Origin of the sequence: Sphingobacterium sp. xlx-130, assembly GCF_011007405.1 — a bacterium.
GTDB classification, from domain to species: domain Bacteria; phylum Bacteroidota; class Bacteroidia; order Sphingobacteriales; family Sphingobacteriaceae; genus Sphingobacterium; species Sphingobacterium luzhongxinii.
Genome location: NZ_WFKN01000011.1, coordinates 1 through 16,420, shown reverse-complemented (window position 1 = coordinate 16,420; position 16,420 = coordinate 1). Strand labels below are relative to the sequence as shown.

At 38.8% G+C, this 16,420-nt stretch carries 14 protein-coding genes and 1 rRNA gene; 3 read left to right on the top strand and 12 right to left on the bottom strand.

Features of this window, described 5'->3' with window-relative positions; all coding sequences use genetic code 11:
* Window positions 1–14 precede the first annotated feature (14 nt).
* Window positions 15–2,237: a Tex family protein gene (locus tag G7B18_RS16695; RefSeq protein ID WP_164123505.1), complete on the bottom strand. Its 2,223-nt coding sequence runs from the start codon at window positions 2,235–2,237 to the stop codon at window positions 15–17.
* A gap of 80 nt (window positions 2,238–2,317) precedes the next feature.
* Window positions 2,318–2,839 carry a twin-arginine translocase TatA/TatE family subunit gene (locus G7B18_RS19315; protein ID WP_164112859.1) on the bottom strand — a complete coding sequence of 174 codons (522 nt, stop codon included), beginning with the start codon at window positions 2,837–2,839 and terminating at the stop codon, window positions 2,318–2,320.
* A gap of 134 nt (window positions 2,840–2,973) precedes the next feature.
* On the opposite strand from G7B18_RS19315, the gene G7B18_RS16685 reads away from it, so the two are divergent.
* The gene (locus G7B18_RS16685; RefSeq protein WP_164112860.1) at window positions 2,974–4,335 is read left to right on the top strand and encodes an MATE family efflux transporter; all 1,362 of its coding nucleotides are present in this window, start codon (window positions 2,974–2,976) and stop codon (window positions 4,333–4,335) included.
* An 11-nt stretch (window positions 4,336–4,346) separates the two neighbouring features.
* On the opposite strand, the gene G7B18_RS16680 is transcribed toward G7B18_RS16685, so the two are convergent.
* The 7 genes from G7B18_RS16680 to G7B18_RS16650 all read right to left on the bottom strand — a co-directional run bounded on the left by G7B18_RS16680 (window position 4,347) and on the right by G7B18_RS16650 (window position 10,966).
* Window positions 4,347–5,039 (bottom strand): sulfite exporter TauE/SafE family protein, encoded by a 693-nt coding sequence (locus G7B18_RS16680; RefSeq protein WP_164112861.1) that lies wholly within the window; start codon window positions 5,037–5,039, stop codon window positions 4,347–4,349.
* Between the two features lie 9 nt (window positions 5,040–5,048).
* Window positions 5,049–5,474, bottom strand: a complete 426-nt coding sequence (locus G7B18_RS16675; protein WP_164112862.1) for a FixH family protein — start codon at window positions 5,472–5,474, stop codon at window positions 5,049–5,051.
* Window positions 5,475–5,486: 12 nt separating this feature from the next.
* The gene (gene ccoG / locus G7B18_RS16670; protein ID WP_164112863.1) at window positions 5,487–6,878 is read right to left on the bottom strand and encodes a cytochrome c oxidase accessory protein CcoG; all 1,392 of its coding nucleotides are present in this window, start codon (window positions 6,876–6,878) and stop codon (window positions 5,487–5,489) included.
* 31 nt (window positions 6,879–6,909) lie between these two features.
* The gene (locus G7B18_RS16665; protein ID WP_240452889.1) at window positions 6,910–7,815 is read right to left on the bottom strand and encodes a cbb3-type cytochrome c oxidase N-terminal domain-containing protein; all 906 of its coding nucleotides are present in this window, start codon (window positions 7,813–7,815) and stop codon (window positions 6,910–6,912) included.
* Window positions 7,812–8,012, bottom strand: a complete 201-nt coding sequence (locus G7B18_RS16660; RefSeq protein ID WP_164112864.1) for a hypothetical protein — start codon at window positions 8,010–8,012, stop codon at window positions 7,812–7,814. Before G7B18_RS16660 ends, G7B18_RS16665 begins: the two co-directional genes overlap by 4 nt.
* A gap of 33 nt (window positions 8,013–8,045) precedes the next feature.
* On the bottom strand, window positions 8,046–10,190 hold the full coding sequence (ccoN, locus tag G7B18_RS16655) for a cytochrome-c oxidase, cbb3-type subunit I (protein WP_164112865.1): 2,145 nt from the start codon (window positions 10,188–10,190) through the stop codon (window positions 8,046–8,048).
* Window positions 10,191–10,366: 176 nt separating this feature from the next.
* Window positions 10,367–10,966, bottom strand: a complete 600-nt coding sequence (locus tag G7B18_RS16650; protein ID WP_240452888.1) for a lytic transglycosylase domain-containing protein — start codon at window positions 10,964–10,966, stop codon at window positions 10,367–10,369.
* Between the two features lie 398 nt (window positions 10,967–11,364).
* On the opposite strand from G7B18_RS16650, the gene G7B18_RS16645 reads away from it, so the two are divergent.
* Together G7B18_RS16645 and G7B18_RS16640 are read left to right on the top strand one after the other, a co-directional pair.
* Complete coding sequence (locus G7B18_RS16645; RefSeq protein WP_164112867.1) at window positions 11,365–12,708, top strand: pseudouridine synthase; 1,344 nt, start codon at window positions 11,365–11,367, stop codon at window positions 12,706–12,708.
* Window positions 12,709–12,805: 97 nt separating this feature from the next.
* Window positions 12,806–13,273, top strand: a complete 468-nt coding sequence (locus G7B18_RS16640; RefSeq protein WP_164112868.1) for a nucleoside triphosphate pyrophosphohydrolase family protein — start codon at window positions 12,806–12,808, stop codon at window positions 13,271–13,273.
* Between the two features lie 29 nt (window positions 13,274–13,302).
* On the opposite strand, the gene G7B18_RS16635 is transcribed toward G7B18_RS16640, so the two are convergent.
* The 3 genes from G7B18_RS16635 to rrf all read right to left on the bottom strand — a co-directional run bounded on the left by G7B18_RS16635 (window position 13,303) and on the right by rrf (window position 16,412).
* Window positions 13,303–14,856 (bottom strand): gliding motility-associated C-terminal domain-containing protein, encoded by a 1,554-nt coding sequence (locus tag G7B18_RS16635; RefSeq protein ID WP_164123503.1) that lies wholly within the window; start codon window positions 14,854–14,856, stop codon window positions 13,303–13,305.
* A gap of 360 nt (window positions 14,857–15,216) precedes the next feature.
* Window positions 15,217–16,170 (bottom strand): TIGR01212 family radical SAM protein, encoded by a 954-nt coding sequence (locus G7B18_RS16630; protein WP_164112870.1) that lies wholly within the window; start codon window positions 16,168–16,170, stop codon window positions 15,217–15,219.
* Between the two features lie 130 nt (window positions 16,171–16,300).
* Window positions 16,301–16,412, bottom strand: a 5S ribosomal RNA gene (gene rrf / locus G7B18_RS16625).
* Between the last annotated feature and the right edge of the window lie 8 nt (window positions 16,413–16,420).

Genomic DNA, 16,420 nt, shown 5'->3' with positions numbered 1-16,420 from the left:
GGAGAGCCTTTATGTTACTTAAACTTGCTTGCCAGTGCAGCTAGTTTAGATGCCATATCTGTTTCTGGTGCATGTTGTGTTTCCTTTTTTACCGAACGCTTACGAGGAGCTTTATCTTCAGTCTTCATGGACAGTCCTATACGATTACGCTTTTCGTCCACTTCTGTAACTGTCACCATTACTTTCTGCTGTACTTTGACAATCTCATGTGGATCTGAAACAAAATGATTAGCCAGTTGGCTAAGATGCACCAAACCATCCTGATGCACACCGATATCCACAAATGCTCCAAAATTTGTAATATTTGTTACGATACCTGGCAGTTTCATACCCGTCTTAAGGTCTCCAATGGCATTGACCCCATCTGTAAACGAAAAAGTTTCAAACTGCTCACGTGGATCTAGGCCAGGTTTGGCCAATTCGGAAATAATATCATTTAAGGTCGGTAATCCTACCTCATCATTTATATATTGCTTTAAATCGATACGCTTTCTAAGTTGTCCGTCTGTTATCAACTCTCTTACTTCTACACCCAAATCTTTTGCCATCTGTTCGACCAAACGATACCTTTCAGGATGAACAGCCGAAGCATCAAGCGCATGTTCGCCATTGCGGATACGAAGAAAACCTGCGGCCTGCTCGAACGCTTTGTCTCCCAAGCGAGGTACTTTCTTCAATTCACGTCTCGAACTAAATGGTCCATTTTCTTTCCGATAATTTACAATCTGCTGCGCTAAAGCAGGTCCTAAACCAGATATATAAGATAAAATCTGTTTAGATGCTGTATTGAGTTCTACCCCTACCGCATTCACACAAGAAATAACAGCATCATCCAATGCAGACTGTAGTTTATTTTGATCCACATCGTGCTGATACTGGCCTACTCCAATTGATTTCGGGTCTATCTTCACCAATTCAGCGAGAGGGTCCATTAATCTTCGCCCAATAGATACCGCTCCACGCACAGTAACATCATAATCCGGAAACTCTTCACGAGCCGTTTCGGAAGCCGAGTAGATAGAAGCTCCGCTTTCATTCACCATAACCATGGTGACTCCTTCTAGATTTAATTTGCGAACAAAATCTTCCGTTTCACGCCCCGCAGTTCCATTTCCGATTGCAATAGCCTCAACACTATATTTTGCGACTAGGTGTTTTACTGTCTTCTCCGCCTCTATTGCTCCTCCAGCTCCCGTATGTGGAAAAATAGCCGTATTTTCTAGCAGATTGCCCTGAGCATCCAATACAACAGTCTTACATCCTGTGCGGAATCCAGGGTCGATAGCCAAAAGCCGCTTCTGTCCCAATGGTGCCGCCAGCAAGAGTTGTCTTACATTATCGGCAAATACTTTGATAGCTTCCTCATCGGCACGTTGCCTTGTCAACACACGTACTTCCGTTTCCATTGATGGCTTTAATAATCTCTTATAACCGTCAATTAAAGCCAATTCAACCTGTTTAGAAGCTTCATTATTGCCTTTGATATACATTTTTTCAATACGAGGTATAACCTCCTCTTCCTCAACTTCAATATCTAAATACAATAATTCCTCTTTCTCTCCCCGGCGCATAGCCAGTACACGGTGCGATGGAGCGGAGTTTAGAGACTCATTCCATTCAAAATAATCTTTATACTTTAACGCTTGCTCTTCTTTACCTGGTACTACTCGTGACACAAATAGCCCCTTCTCCAAAAATAACTTACGTACAGTGGCTCGCACTTCGGCATCCTCAGCGATAGTCTCGGAAATAATATCCCTAGCACCTGCCAATGCCTCCTCGATATTGTTGACTCCGAGTTCGGTATTGATATAGTGTTCAGCATGCACATCTACTTCTCCTGTATTTTGGTTCAACAGCAATTCAGCCAACGGTTGTAAACCCTTCTCACGTGCGACGGAGGCCCTTGTTTTGCGCTTCGGCTTATAGGGCAAGTAGATATCCTCTAGAGCGGCCATGTTTTCAGCAGACTTAATCTGCGCTTCAAGTTCAGGTGTCAATTTGCCTTGGTCCTGAATTGATTTTAAGACCGTCTCTCTGCGTTTGTCCAAATCGCGCAATTGTTGAATTCGGTCACGAATAGCTGTAATCTGTACCTCGTCCAAACTACCTGTTAATTCCTTTCGATAACGAGAAATAAATGGAACAGTGGCACCCTCGTCCAAGAGTTCAATAGTCGTACGCACTTGTCGGTCTGTCAGTGACAACTCTTTCGAAATAATAATTTCGTGTAACATAAATTGGGATAATCAAATAAGAAAGAGAAAGCTGTTGAAGATTCATTTCAACAGCTTTCCATAAATTTAAAATATAGTTTTTAAGCTTGTTTTGTTGGTGTATTTGTATCAGAAGATTCCTCTTCTGATTTACTCGAGGCCACTTCTTTCCCCTCTACAGGTTCGGCAGCAGATTCTTCGGAAGCAAAGTGGTCATTATAACCATATTTATAATACTCGGTATCATCAACAGGATGTCCGCCTGGATTATGTTGATACGTATTCTCAGGCGCAGAAAACTGTGGAAACTTTTTCTCAGCAGCGTTGTCTGCAACCACATCCGCGTCTACTACAACGTCGTGTTGTTCCGTACTTGCTACTTTAGTTTCTGTTCTATCCGCTTTTGGCCTGTCTTCAACCGTAACGTCCAGATCTTTTTCAAAATTGTTGATTTGATCCGAAATTTCTCTTTTTATTCCTTCAGAAGCGTCTTTAAACTCCCGAATACCACGACCTAGCCCTCTAGCCAACTCTGGCAACTTCTTTCCACCAAATAATAATAGTATAACAATTACTATTAAAATCATCTCCTGCGTACCAATATTTAAAAATGCTAATGTCATAACTATAAAACTTTAGAAAGGCTAAGGTAAGTCTATTATCTTTTTACATCAATAGTTTCTTGTAATTATTTGAACACATTTATAACCTAATTTTTCAATTCAAACTTTAGTACCTTTGCAAACTAGTCGAAAATATGTTTGGGAATATAAAACTCAATAAATCTTATTACCTGAGTACGATGGCGCTAGCAGGGCCCGTTGTCATTTCTCAATTGGGTCACACATTTGTGCAAACAGCAGATACCATGATTGTAGGACACTTTGCAGGCACAATTTCGCTTGCGGCAGTTTCTTTAACTCATTCTGTATTTATGGTAGTCTTAGTAATAGGATTAGGAATCGCCTACGGTCTCACTCCGCTTATTGCTCAAGAAAACGGTAAGTCAAATAAAGAAGAATGTGCAAAACTGCTATCAAATAGTTTTTGGATCAATATCATATCGGGGATACTGCTTTTTTGTGTTGTATATTTTGGATCTATGTTTGCCATGCAGCATGCGGACCAAGATCCTGCGGTCGTTAAGGAAGCTAAACCCTATTTACTATTGCTCAGTCTATCCATATTGCCTCTGATGACCTTCAATACATTCAAACAATTTGCGGAAGGGCTGGGATTTACCAAGCAAGCGATGCAAGTAACTATCTGGGGAAATATACTGAATGTTGTCCTAGCAATTATTCTGGTAAAGGGAATGTTCGGCATCCCTCCTATGGGAATACGAGGCGTCGGGATCGCAACCTTAATTGATCGGGTGCTAATGATGTTGGTCATGATGATCTATGTATTACGGTCTAAACATTTTAAAAGTTATACCACTCATTTCAAGTTATTCTCTATCCGTAAAAAAAGAATTTTATCCATCCTAAAAATCGGAACTCCCGTTGCGTTACAGTACGTTTTTGAAATAGGAGCTTTTGCTGGAGCATCACTTATCGCGGGTAAAATTGGAGCTTTAGAACAGGCATCTCACCAAGTAGCCATCACGTTGGCATCTATGACTTATATGATGGCCAGCGGTATTGCAGCTGCTTCAACCATTAAAGTGGGCAATAGCTTTGGTAATAGAAAGTATGGTAGGCTACACAAGTTTGCAAAGGTGTCCTATCATCTGGTATTACTATTCATGATATGTACTGCCGCCTTATTTGCTATATTCAATCATCAACTACCGTACCTCATCAGTAAAGACACTGCGGTAATACATTTGGCCGCACAATTGCTACTTATAGCAGGTCTTTTCCAATTATTTGATGGCACTCAGGTTGTCGGTTTGGGTATTTTAAGAGGTATGGGGGATGTCAATATCCCAACGGTAATTACATTCATCGCCTACTGGGTTGTGGGTATACCAACTGGATACGTAATGGGAATAAACTTTCAATGGGGGATTCAAGGGGTTTGGTATGGTTTGACACTTGGATTGTTAACCTCGTCCATCTTACTCAATACACGATACCGGTATATTACAAAACAAAAACTAAAAATTACCGGATAATCCTGATTTCATTAAGCACAATTAATAGCTCCATCAATATATAACAGAGGGCTTAAATAAGGTATGTCCAAATTTGCTCCACGTAAGATAAACCAAACTCCCATTAACAGATAAAAAACTGGAATTATTGTCGAAAATTTTAACTTAAACATCTTTTTTGTCCATAGAGAAGTAATGGAGAACAATAACATGAGGGGAAGTGTCCCTAAACCAAATAAAACCATAAACTGAAAGCCTGATGCTGTACCATTGGCATTCATAGCGGATGCCAATGCCATGTACACCATCCCACAAGGCAACAGTCCGTTCAACACCCCTGCAACAAAAGCACCTCCTGGTCTGTATAACCAATGCCCCATAAGCTTTGCAAAGGGTCGAATCGCCCGTGTTTGAAACTGAGCCAACGTCTTGGAATTTTTAGCAAACAGGTGAGATAAACCTATTAGTACAAGGATCGCACCCGTCAACAAGGAGAAAAGCTGTTGCCAACCCTGAACAGATGCCATAGTCCCGATTAGTCCCAATAACAAGCCTAAAGCACCATAAGTCAATATTCGTCCAAACTGATAAAGCAATTTATTGAAAGTCTGCTGCCAGGATATTTTTTGGTTGCCTTGAATAGCTATCAGAAGTGGTCCGCACATTACAGCACAATGAATACTTCCAAAAAGCCCCATAAAAAAAGCCAGATAATAATAAGTCATATATCCCTCCTATTGCAAAAACAAGGTTTGACTATCCATATAACTCCTTTCTTTACTTTCCCAATTCAATTCCAGTATCCAGTTTCCTTTAAGAAAAGTTGAAAGTGGCAGTTTAAACACATTAGAGACGGTGTAAAAAGGAATTTTCAAATCCAATTTGCCGTCTGATGGCCTTTTGAAGCTAAGTTCACCCTTATTGATATTTCCAATAAAAAAAATGGATAGTGTATCCCCTTCCAATTGCAGTCGAGGCCTAGCCCCATCATCCAAGGTGTTTTGTTTGCGCGTGTAAATATCATCGTACGCCAAGCCTCTTTCATAGTAATCATCGTCTACGAGCGTATCGGTATCCTTCGAAACCATATAAACACCTGCGCTGACAATAAGTAACATAAAAGTGCCTAAGCCTACAACTATTTTCATTCCCCAGTTCATACCTATGCTATTTTAAGATCCCGAAGGTGAAATAAATGTAGTCTTTAATGTCTCGACCACCTCGCCTTCGGATACGACATTTACACGTATATCTGTTTTGTACTTATCAAAAATACCTTTTTCGCCTATTAAAAAGAAGCTCAGTTTTGCGGATCCATCTTTTGAAAGTTTGCCTACATTATTAACCAACTGGATAGTCAATTTAGAATCTTGAGGAACCAAGTCAAATGTGATTTCCTTGCCACTCTTATTAATCAATTCTAATGTATACAAATTACTGACAGTCCCATCCGTACGAATTTGGTATGTACTTCCAGTAGCACGTAACAAAGAACCTCCTATTAGCGAACGGTTGAATATCATAAACCCAAAGCCACCGATCAGAAAACACAATATTATTGCATAAATAACATGACGAACACGGCTTTTCTTAAAGTCTTTCTTTCCTTCGATTTCACCCAACGAATAAAACCCGATCAAGCGCTTTGGTTTGTTGATCTTTTCCATAACGGCATCGCAAGCATCAATACAAGCCGTACAGTTAACACACTCAAGCTGTATACCATTTCGGATATCTATACCTGTCGGGCATACGTGTACACATAAGTTACAGTCGATACAATCCCCCTTATTCGCATCAATTTCGCCTTTACGTTGTTTACCTCGAGGCTCTCCTCTTTTTTCATTGTAAGCTACTGTAAGACTTTGATCGTCGAGCAGCACTCCTTGAAACCTTCCGTAAGGACATATCGTGGTACACACAATCTCCCGCACAAAGGCAAATACAGCATAGAATAATAAGGTGAAAATTACAATAGTAATCAATCCTCCTATATGACTATCGATAGGATCAGTGATTATCTTAAATAATGCCTCTACACCAATAATGTAAGAAAGAAAGATATTGGAGATTAAAAATGAAATAACTAAAAACACCGTATGTTTTAACAATTTCTTCCATGCCCGAGCGTCCGTATTAGGTCCGTTATCTAATTTTTTCTGTTGCGTCCAATCGCCCTCTATCCAATATTCGATCCGTCTAAAGACAAGCTCCATAAAGATAGTCTGAGGGCAGGTCCACCCACACCACACACGTCCAAAAATAGCCGTAAACAACACGATTCCTACAAGAACTATCAATGTTCCAAACACGAAAATATAAAGATCCTGAGGGAAAAACATATTTCCGAATATCGAGAACTTACGCTCAACGATATTAAACATCACAAAGGGATTGCCATTGATCTTAATGAAAGGAGCGGCAAATAGAAACAGTAGCAAACCATAGCCTACATACTGTCGGGCATTATAAAATGTACCCGATGGTTTTTTAGCGTATATCCAAGTTCTCTTTTTCTCTTTCGAAGGTAATACTGGTCCTTTGTCATTTACTACTGCTTCCATTGCTCCTAATAATTAAACACTATTGAAATTTCTATTTATTCGCAGTTGAATCAGTTGTGGTTTTGTTTGCATCATCGGCAGAGCCCCCCTCAGATTCGTAGGCCTTAATTTCAACTCCCTCAGATGCTTTTGCATTAGCAGGCTTTGTATCTCTAAGTGTTAAAATATAACTACTTACCTCTGCTATTTGGCCGGGAGTCAAAGTTTGCTCCCATGGAACCATCCCCTTCTCAGGTACTCCATACTTAACCGTCTTAAATACATCTTTAATTTCTCCTCCATGTATCCAAAATCTATCGGTTAAGTTAGGTCCGATTCCGCCTTCACCATTACCGCCATGACAAGCGACACAGTTAACAGCAAATATTGCTTTACCGGCTGGAGCCAGCGCAGCATCAAACAGAACAGAGCTCTCATCTATTAAATTAGCTGTTTGAGCAAGGTATTCCTGCTTTGTTTTTTCAGCCACGGCCAATTCCTGCAGATACTCCTGGTCTTGGTTCATTCCCCATCCAAAAACGTGGTACACCAAAAGATAGACAAAACCAAAGAGCACAGTAGAGTAAAATAAAGCATTAAACCAAGTTGGAATAGGATTATTCAATTCTTGGATCCCGTCATACTCATGATCGATAACCATATCTTTCTCTTCTTCAATAGGGCGTAGTTCCAATAGATTACTCCAGATCCTCCCCCACCTACCTTTTCCTTGAGCCTTCGCTAATCGCTTTATTTCATCCTCTTGTTTGGCGAGCTCTGGCATCGTGAGCCGAAGAATGGATTTCATTGCCTTATTAACCACTATAGCTGAAAACAATAAGGTAATCATCACTACAATCAAAGCGATGATTAGGATATCGCTGTATAAATCGGCCGCCCCAAATTTCCATTGGGTAACACCTTCCACAGGTTCAGCAGCCATTAAAAATAAACTCATAATTTCAAATTATCTTCAGATGAACACTTGGTTTTTTTCTCCGACTCGTCAAATGGTATATCCTTCATATACTGGATATAATCTTTCTTCATAAAAAACAACATGATACCAACCACTGCAAAGAAAATGATGAATATCCATAATGATGTGATTAGATACATCTCATCACCATTTAAGTTTGTTATTTGTTTGAACATATCTTTTTAACTTAATTGAATAATATTCAGTTCTTAATTCTCTGCAGAAACGGTCTGATCTGCTGTAGTCTTTACTTCAGCCTTTATATCTGTGCCGAGACGTTGCAAATAAGCGATAAGCGCTATGATCTCACGATCAGCTTTTACATTCACCTGATTAGAGGCTAAATCCTTCGCAATCATCTGTGCTTGTTTTTCTGCATTTGCTACAGCATTGTCCACATCCGAGTTAGAGTACGGTACACCTAATATCCGCATCGCATTCATTTTAGCGACCAGTGTACTGTTGTCTAGCTGTTGATCAATTAACCAAGGGTAGGGAGGCATAATACTTCCCGGAGAAGTAATAGTCGGATCCAACATATGGTCAAAGTGCCATTTATTAGGATACTTACCTCCTACACGATGTAAATCGGGACCAGTACGTTTTGACCCCCATAAGAACGGCATATCGTAAACATATTCGCCAGCTTTACTATACTCTCCATAACGTGACGTCTCAGACCGGAAAGGCCTTACTGCTTGTGTATGACAGTTGACACAACCTTCTTTAATATAAAGATCCCTTCCCTGTAGTTCCAATGCCGTATAAGGTTGTACGCTTTTAATCGTAGGTATATTATCCTTAATCATAAAAGTAGGTACCATCTCCACTATCCCACCAATCAGAATAGCAATTAATGCCAACACCATAAAAAGAACCGGCTTCCGTTCTAATCGTCTATGGGACGAACGTTCGCTAACAGTAACTGGTATTAAGGCAGGAGCCTCTGCAGGCTCATTTGCTACAAGTTTCCCTGACTTCATTGTCTTCACCAGATTGTATGTCATAATAATAACACCTGTTAAATACAATGCTCCTCCTAACGCACGCATCATGTGCATGGGTAGGATTTCTAATGTTGTTGCAAGGAAATTAGGATATTTAAGAACACCTTCTGGCGTAAACTCTTTCCACATCAACCCTTGTACAACTGCTGCCCAATACATAGGGATTGCGTAGAAAAGGATCCCTAATGTTCCTATCCAGAAATGCACATTGGCTAGTTTCTTTGAGTAAAGCTGAGTTTTATATATGCGAGGCAACAACCAATACAAGATAGCAAATGTCATAAAACCGTTCCAGCCTAGCGCCCCAATATGAACGTGTGCTACGATCCAGTCTGTAAAGTGAGCGATCGCATTTACTTGCTTCAATGACAGCATGGGGCCTTCAAACGTCGCCATCCCATAACAGGTCAAAGCAACAACCATAAACTTTAAGATAGGTTCGGCTCTGACTTTATCCCAAGCGCCACGCAACGTCAATAACCCGTTGATCATCCCTCCCCAAGATGGAGCGATCAACATGATCGAAAACACAACCCCAAGAGATTGCACCCATGATGGTAAAGACGTATAAAGTAAATGGTGTGGTCCCGCCCATATATAAATAAAAATCAAGGACCAAAAGTGTAAGATACTAAGCTTGTAAGAATAGACAGGCCTATTAGCCATTTTAGGCAAGAAATAATACATCATCCCTAAAAATGGTGTCGTTAAAAAGAACGCTACCGCATTATGTCCATACCACCACTGTACCAACGCATCCTGCACCCCAGCGTACACATAAACACTTTTCCAGAAACCCACTGGTAATTGGATCGAATTAACAATATGTAAGACGGCTACGGTGACAAAAGTCGCTATATAAAACCACACAGCGACATACATATGACGCTCCCTTCGTTTTATAATAGTACCAAACATATTGATACCGAACACCACCCAAATCAATGTAATACCAATATCTATAGGCCACTCCATCTCTGCATATTCATGCGAACTGGTAAAACCTAAAGGTAGCGTAATCGCCGATGCAACAATAATAAATTGCCATCCCCAAAAATGGATCTTACTCAACACATCACTAAACATCCTTGCTTTCAGTACCCGTTGTAAAGAGTAATATACTCCCATAAAAATGGCGTTACCAACGAAAGCGAAAATGACCGCGTTGGTGTGTACCGGACGCACCCTACCAAAGGTGGTGTACTGCGTCATAAAATTCATCGCTGGCCATATCAACTGCATCGCTATTAGTAAACCAATAGACATGCCGACGATACCCCAGACAATTGTTGCAATCCCGAAGTTGCGTACAATCCTGTTGTCGTAATTAAATTGCTCTAGCTGCATTACATTTCATATTTGATTTTCAATATAAAAGTATAGACAAAAATTTGACATTCCAATGATACACAGCTATAATAAAAGTGATTTTCGTCACTTTCTTTCTTTTTTAAATATCAAGCAAAAAAAAGAGACATATACGATATATGTCTCTTGATTTTTAGTCTGTTAATAGATCTATTTTAGATTCGATACCCGTGCTTTCCAGGATTTTCAATAACCGCTTTCACGGAAACAAGTTTGTATACGTAAGAAGCGGTCTCTGAGTTTAGACGTAGTTTAAAATAATTATCTTCCTTTTGTCTACGCATAGAAGCCTTTAAACTCCCACCGCCAACGTTATACGCTGCTGCTACTAGCGTCCAATCTCCAAATTCTTCGTAAAGTGACTTCAGATAACGAGCAGCTGCATGTGTAGACTTTAGAAAATCAACACGCTCATCTACCTTACCATTAACACGTAAGCCATACAACCTCGCTGTAGCAGGCATAAATTGCCAGTATCCACCAGCACCCTTGTGTGATGTAACTCGTGCATCAAGTCCACTTTCTACCAGTGGAATGTACTTAAAATCCTCAGGTATTCCATAAGATTTAAGGATGGATGCAATTTGCGGAAGATACTTATCGGCTTTTTTGTGCATTTGATAAGACTGTTGTCTTTTAAAGGAAAACTTGGAAAGATATTTACCAAGTTTCTGCTTGACAGTTGTGAGCTCCGTAGGAATACTTTCGTTTGCGAAAGTGAGAGAATTAACATAATCCTCATTTGAATTTGACATTGAGCTTACTTTTTCTTCCTTCAACCTTTCAGCGTGCTCTAACATCAATTTTTTGAACGGATTTTCAAAAGAATCCAGTTGCGGATTTGAATACAATCTCGATAAAACCATTATCGAAAAAATTGCACTAATACATAATACTTTTTTTCTAATCATTCACTCCCTTAATGCTACCCTATCCACGACAACTGTCGATCAAAAGATAGCTTGGTCCATTTATGAAGGGTCAAAGGTATAAACTATTACATTAAAAAACAAACACTTATAAATCTAGCTATAATATGAATATCTAAAAACAACCTCTTAACGCCACTTAAACAAAGAAAATAGAAAGCAAAAAAAAATCCATAATTACATTATTTTGAGTACCTTTGTACCTCTATTTTTATTTAAAAATTATGCCATTCAAAAATCAACGGAACAGTCGAGATGACAACTCCAGAAAACAAAGAAGCAACTCAGAAAACTTCAAATCCAAAGGTAGTTTTGGAAGAAAAAGCACGAATCCTAGAGGCGAGAGCTTCGGTAAACCATCTTTTTCTAAAGATAACAAAGAAGAAAAAACATCATTTGGAAAATCCAGTTTTGGCAAAAGCAAATTCGAAGAAGGGAGATCTTTTAGCAAAGGTTCATTCACAAAAGGTAGATCCGAAGAAGGAAAGTCTTTTAACAGAAGTTCCTTCTCAAGAAGTGGATCCGAAGAAGGAAAGTCTTTCAACAAAAGTTCCTTCGCTAGAAAAAGTTCAGACAATGACAGGTCTAATAATAAATCATCCTTCTCTAAAGACAGATTTGAAGAGAAAAGGTCTACTGGCAAACACTCAAAATTCTCAAAATCAAGTTCTGCTGCTTTTGACCGATCTAAGGATGGCGAATCAAGAGACAACAGAAATTTCAAAAAAGGCAGAAAACGTATATTTAGTGACGAATATAAAGAACAGAAGGAAAACAATGACTTCAAGTATTCGGATAAACATAAATTTAGGCCTGCTCATAAACCTGCAAATCACGAGGTTGAGGACGATGGCTTAATTCGACTTAATCGGTACATTTCGAACTCTGGAATATGTTCAAGAAGAAAAGCTGATGAATTGATTAGTGCAGGCGTAATTTCTGTGAATGGTGAAGCGGTAACCGAATTAGGCACAAAAGTAGATCCTGCTAAAGACGAAATCCGTTATAATAACGAACGATTGAAACGCGAAAAAATGGTTTACGTCTTATTAAACAAACCAAAAGATTATATTACTACCACAGATGATCCACAAGAGCGTCGTACTGTCATGGAGCTTGTTTCAAAGGCTACTAAAGAAAGAATATATCCTGTAGGTCGGTTAGATAGAAATACCACCGGGTTATTACTAATGACAAATGATGGTAACCTTGCTGACAAACTATCCCATCCAAAGAACAACATTACCAAAATCTATCAGGTTGAGTTAAATAAAAGTCTTACCCAGGGTGACTTTAATAAAATAGAGTTTGGTCTAGAACTTGAGGACGGCTTTATCAAGCCAGATGATTTGAGTTATGTACAAGGAGCTTCAAAACGTGAAGTTGGTATACAAATCCATTCGGGAAAAAACAGGATTGTACGTCGCATTTTTGAATCCTTAGGATATGAAGTTATAAAACTCGATCGGGTTGTATACGCTAGTCTAACAAAGAAAGACTTACCTAGAGGGCGTTGGAGGTATCTTGAAGAAAAAGAACTCATTCAGTTGAAACATCTGATAAAATAAAACTAAAGTCTCGACAATGTCGAGACTTTAGTTTTTTCCAGACCACATAAAATTCACGTAAAGATTCGTATTTTTATGGATTAATTAAAGAAGAGCTATGACAGACCCTAAAACACTCACTTCCGTTGCTGAATTTCACCAAACTTTCCAGCATCCTATTCTTGAGACACCTCAAATTCCTTCAGAAAGCAGATGCAAATTAAGGGTTTCTCTAATTGAAGAAGAATTAAAAGAACTTGAGGAAGCTATACAAGATAATAACATCGTTGAGATTGCGGATGCCCTATGCGACATACAATACGTATTATCTGGTGCAATATTAGAATTTGGTCTGAAAGACAAATTCAGTGCGCTATTTGAAGAGGTACAACGCTCCAACATGAGTAAGGCTTGCAAAAGTGAAGATGAAGCTATTGCGACACAAGCACACTACAAAGCAAAAGGAGTAGATTCTTATTACAAAGAAGTAGACGGTAAATTTTTGGTATTCAGAAATGGAGATCATAAAACCCTTAAGTCCGTAAATTACTCCCCTGCAGACCTTAAGTCCATTATAGAACAATAAAACTAAAGCGATCAATGATCGCTTTAGTTTTATTTATTTAATAATACCCAGCCCTTTTGGTGTATAATATTTCCATCTTGCTGTCGACCCTTTATAATATAATAATATGTCCCCCCACTAAGCCCTACCCCGTCCCAAGTGTTATTATAAGCTTTACTTTCATAAAGACGATCCCCCCAACGATTAACAATAGTCAATTCCAGTTGTAAAATCTCCCCTTGATTCACGAATATCAATTGATCATTGTAGCCATCTCCATTCGGTGTCAGTACATTGCTCATAACAAATAAGCCCTCATTGAAACCTTCTCCATCTACGGTAATGAAAACAGTACTTCGAGAGGTTAAACCGAATTCATCAACAACTTCATAAATTAGCGAATCCGAACCAATGAATTTATTAACTGGCTTATATCGAACCTCACCAGACGGTAAGAACTCGGCAAACCCATTCAAAGCGCCCTCTACAATCTTAGCATTTTCCATCACGAACTTACCATCTCCTTCTTTATCATTCGACAAGACAGGAATTACAATACTTTGTCCTTCCTTCATGGTCACACGATCATCCTTGCTTTGAGGTGTAGCTCTCTTAATTCCGAATTTAGAAAAATAATTCACAGGAGCATTAGTAAACATGTTAGCCAAATTTTTTGTACTATGTCTTCTATTCTCTAAATAATTGGTCGTGGTCAATCTCCATTCATGAGCATCAGAATATTGAAAAATCTCCATACCAGAACTTTTAAGCAATCCGGATTCGTCCTTTTCATTATGTTCAAAGGTATAGGTTGTACGTACACTATTATCAGCATGCACGCCCCAAATCCTGTCAATTCCTCCCTCCTTTTTAACAAAAGACAAAACTCCATTCTCCAACGAATGCTTCATTACACTTACAAAAAGTTCAACATTCTTCTCGGGTTTAGCGATAACAGGACTATAATCCCCCTCTACCAAACCGATAGGAAACTCAAAAACAGAATTTGCGTGCATATTTTTTGAGAATAAAGAATTGATATTACCATTAGAGATTACCATTCTCCTTGGCGAAGCATTATCTAAAACACCATTCAGTCCGAGTGTAAAGCGATTCCCCCTCAGCTCAATACAAACGCCGTCGTCCATAAGACTGAACTTTGAATTCACAACAAAGATACCAGGCCTTAAATCTTCACCTTTTATAAACGGATGTTTCAATTTATCCAAAAGCAAATTTGCCTGATTACTAAGTTCAATATCGACCTTAATGTTGAGATTCCCATTTCCGTTAACCACCGTAGGCGTATTCTCTGTAAAGCGTGCATCTTTCATTAAACTTGGCGATACAATCCGAATTGTACCGAAGCCTTTCATCTGCGCACCAGGATCCAGCAGAATATAAGGAGATTGTATTTCCAAAACACCCTCGATAGAAAGATCAGCATTGTGTCCAAATATTAATGTATCTGCGGCAATAACCAGCGACTCATCCTTGCCAATCGTCTGAACTTGATCTAAGATCACGGTCTTCGTAATCTGAACCTGAGAGTAAGTGTTGAGTGACGCCCCAATCGTCAGCACAAACAAAAATAACCACTTCATAATTCGATATGCTTTTACGATGAACAATTATTTAATCATCACATACCAATGTTTAAACACCTGAAGTGCTCGTCTAGCAAATTAGAATTAAACGACCGTAAAAATCCATGTGCTCAAATAATATTATTCGAATTACAACAGTAGACAGTCCAAAAACTAATACATGAACGACCAAAATCAGATATTAAGAATGTTTATCCCAAGAGGGATAACCTTCTCGTTTTTCATAAGTATACACAAAGAAAGAAAATAAAAAGCAGAAAACTATAAAGAATAGAAAAAATATTACGTGACACTTATAAAGCGGTCACATTAATTTGTTACTACAGCTTAGATATTGACCTACACATTTAAAAACACTTAAGCTAAACTTAAATACTTTTCACCTTGTTTTACACCACGACTTTCCAATCCTTTATCGATATAAGTCTGTATCTTCGACTTAGGAAAATTCCAATTAGGAGCTATTAAAAGTTCCTTATCTGCAATACCGAAAACGCGCTGTATTATAATATCTGGCCTTAACAATGGAATGAACTTCGCTAAAAATTCAGTATATTCCTCAATACTAAAAAGTTTGAAAGGGTCTCTTTTGTATTTCACTCCCATAATGGAGCCTTCGACAATATGCAAATGATGTAGTTTAACAAACTTAATATGCGGATGCTTATTGATTTCATCAGCATACTTTAACATCATCTCTTCACTCTCCCAAGGAAAACCAAATATGGTATGTACACAGAGCTCTAACTTAGTTCCTTCAAGTAGCTTCATTGTACTTAAAAACTCTTCGTGTGAACATCCCCTATTAATAAGATCTAAAGTCTCATTATAGATAGATTCCATTCCCATTTCTAAATCAACATCAAGTCTGTCTGTATAAGACTCTAGTAAAGCTATCTTTTCAAAATCTAAACAATCCGGTCGGGTGCCGACAGACAACCCGACGGTATTCTCTGGATCAATACTAAGTGCCTCGTCATACATCATTTTAAGAAGATGAGTTGGAGCATAGGTGTTTGTATTAGGTTGGAAATAGATAATGAACTTCTCTGCTCCATAGCTATTTCTTGCACGATTAATCCCATTTTCCACCTGTTCTTTAATACTTGGAATTTTCCTAGCAGTATCCGGTGTAAATGAATCTACATTACAGTATGTACAGCCTCCATATCCCTTACTACCATCTCGATTTGGACAGGTAAAATTTCCATCAACTATAACTTTAAATACCCGCTGTCCACTATACTTCTCTTTCAAGTATGCTCCATAATGATTATATGGCTTTACGCCGTTGTCTAGTAATGTACCCATTGTAGTTGCAAAGATAGAGATTAGATAGCATATTTTAGGCTAATCTGGGATATTTGGTTTTAATGGGAACATATACAACTTTACAACAACAAAAAAGCCCCATCAGTTTCCTGAAGGGGCTTTGTGTAAAAAAAGGCACCGACCTACTCTCCCACCTGTTACGGCAATACCATCGGCTCTGGCGGGCTTGACTTCTCTGTTCGGAATGGGAAGAGGTAGACACCGCCGATATAGGCACCTGAAATATCTT

Excerpts from the sequence above, each read along its gene's own strand:
- G7B18_RS16695 (WP_164123505.1), bottom strand. The coding sequence starts at position 2,237 with ATGTTACACGAAATTATTATTTCGAAAGAGTTGTCACTGACAGACCGA.
- G7B18_RS19315 (WP_164112859.1), bottom strand. The coding sequence starts at position 2,839 with ATGACATTAGCATTTTTAAATATTGGTACGCAGGAGATGATTTTAATA.
- G7B18_RS16685 (WP_164112860.1), top strand. The coding sequence starts at position 2,974 with ATGTTTGGGAATATAAAACTCAATAAATCTTATTACCTGAGTACGATG.
- G7B18_RS16680 (WP_164112861.1), bottom strand. The coding sequence starts at position 5,039 with ATGACTTATTATTATCTGGCTTTTTTTATGGGGCTTTTTGGAAGTATT.
- G7B18_RS16675 (WP_164112862.1), bottom strand. The coding sequence starts at position 5,474 with ATGAACTGGGGAATGAAAATAGTTGTAGGCTTAGGCACTTTTATGTTA.
- ccoG (WP_164112863.1), bottom strand. The coding sequence starts at position 6,878 with ATGGAAGCAGTAGTAAATGACAAAGGACCAGTATTACCTTCGAAAGAG.
- G7B18_RS16665 (WP_240452889.1), bottom strand. The coding sequence starts at position 7,815 with ATGAGTTTATTTTTAATGGCTGCTGAACCTGTGGAAGGTGTTACCCAA.
- G7B18_RS16660 (WP_164112864.1), bottom strand. The coding sequence starts at position 8,012 with ATGTTCAAACAAATAACAAACTTAAATGGTGATGAGATGTATCTAATC.
- ccoN (WP_164112865.1), bottom strand. The coding sequence starts at position 10,190 with ATGCAGCTAGAGCAATTTAATTACGACAACAGGATTGTACGCAACTTC.
- G7B18_RS16650 (WP_240452888.1), bottom strand. The coding sequence starts at position 10,966 with ATGTCAAATTCAAATGAGGATTATGTTAATTCTCTCACTTTCGCAAAC.
- G7B18_RS16645 (WP_164112867.1), top strand. The coding sequence starts at position 11,365 with ATGCCATTCAAAAATCAACGGAACAGTCGAGATGACAACTCCAGAAAA.
- G7B18_RS16640 (WP_164112868.1), top strand. The coding sequence starts at position 12,806 with ATGACAGACCCTAAAACACTCACTTCCGTTGCTGAATTTCACCAAACT.
- G7B18_RS16635 (WP_164123503.1), bottom strand. The coding sequence starts at position 14,856 with ATGAAGTGGTTATTTTTGTTTGTGCTGACGATTGGGGCGTCACTCAAC.
- G7B18_RS16630 (WP_164112870.1), bottom strand. The coding sequence starts at position 16,170 with ATGGGTACATTACTAGACAACGGCGTAAAGCCATATAATCATTATGGA.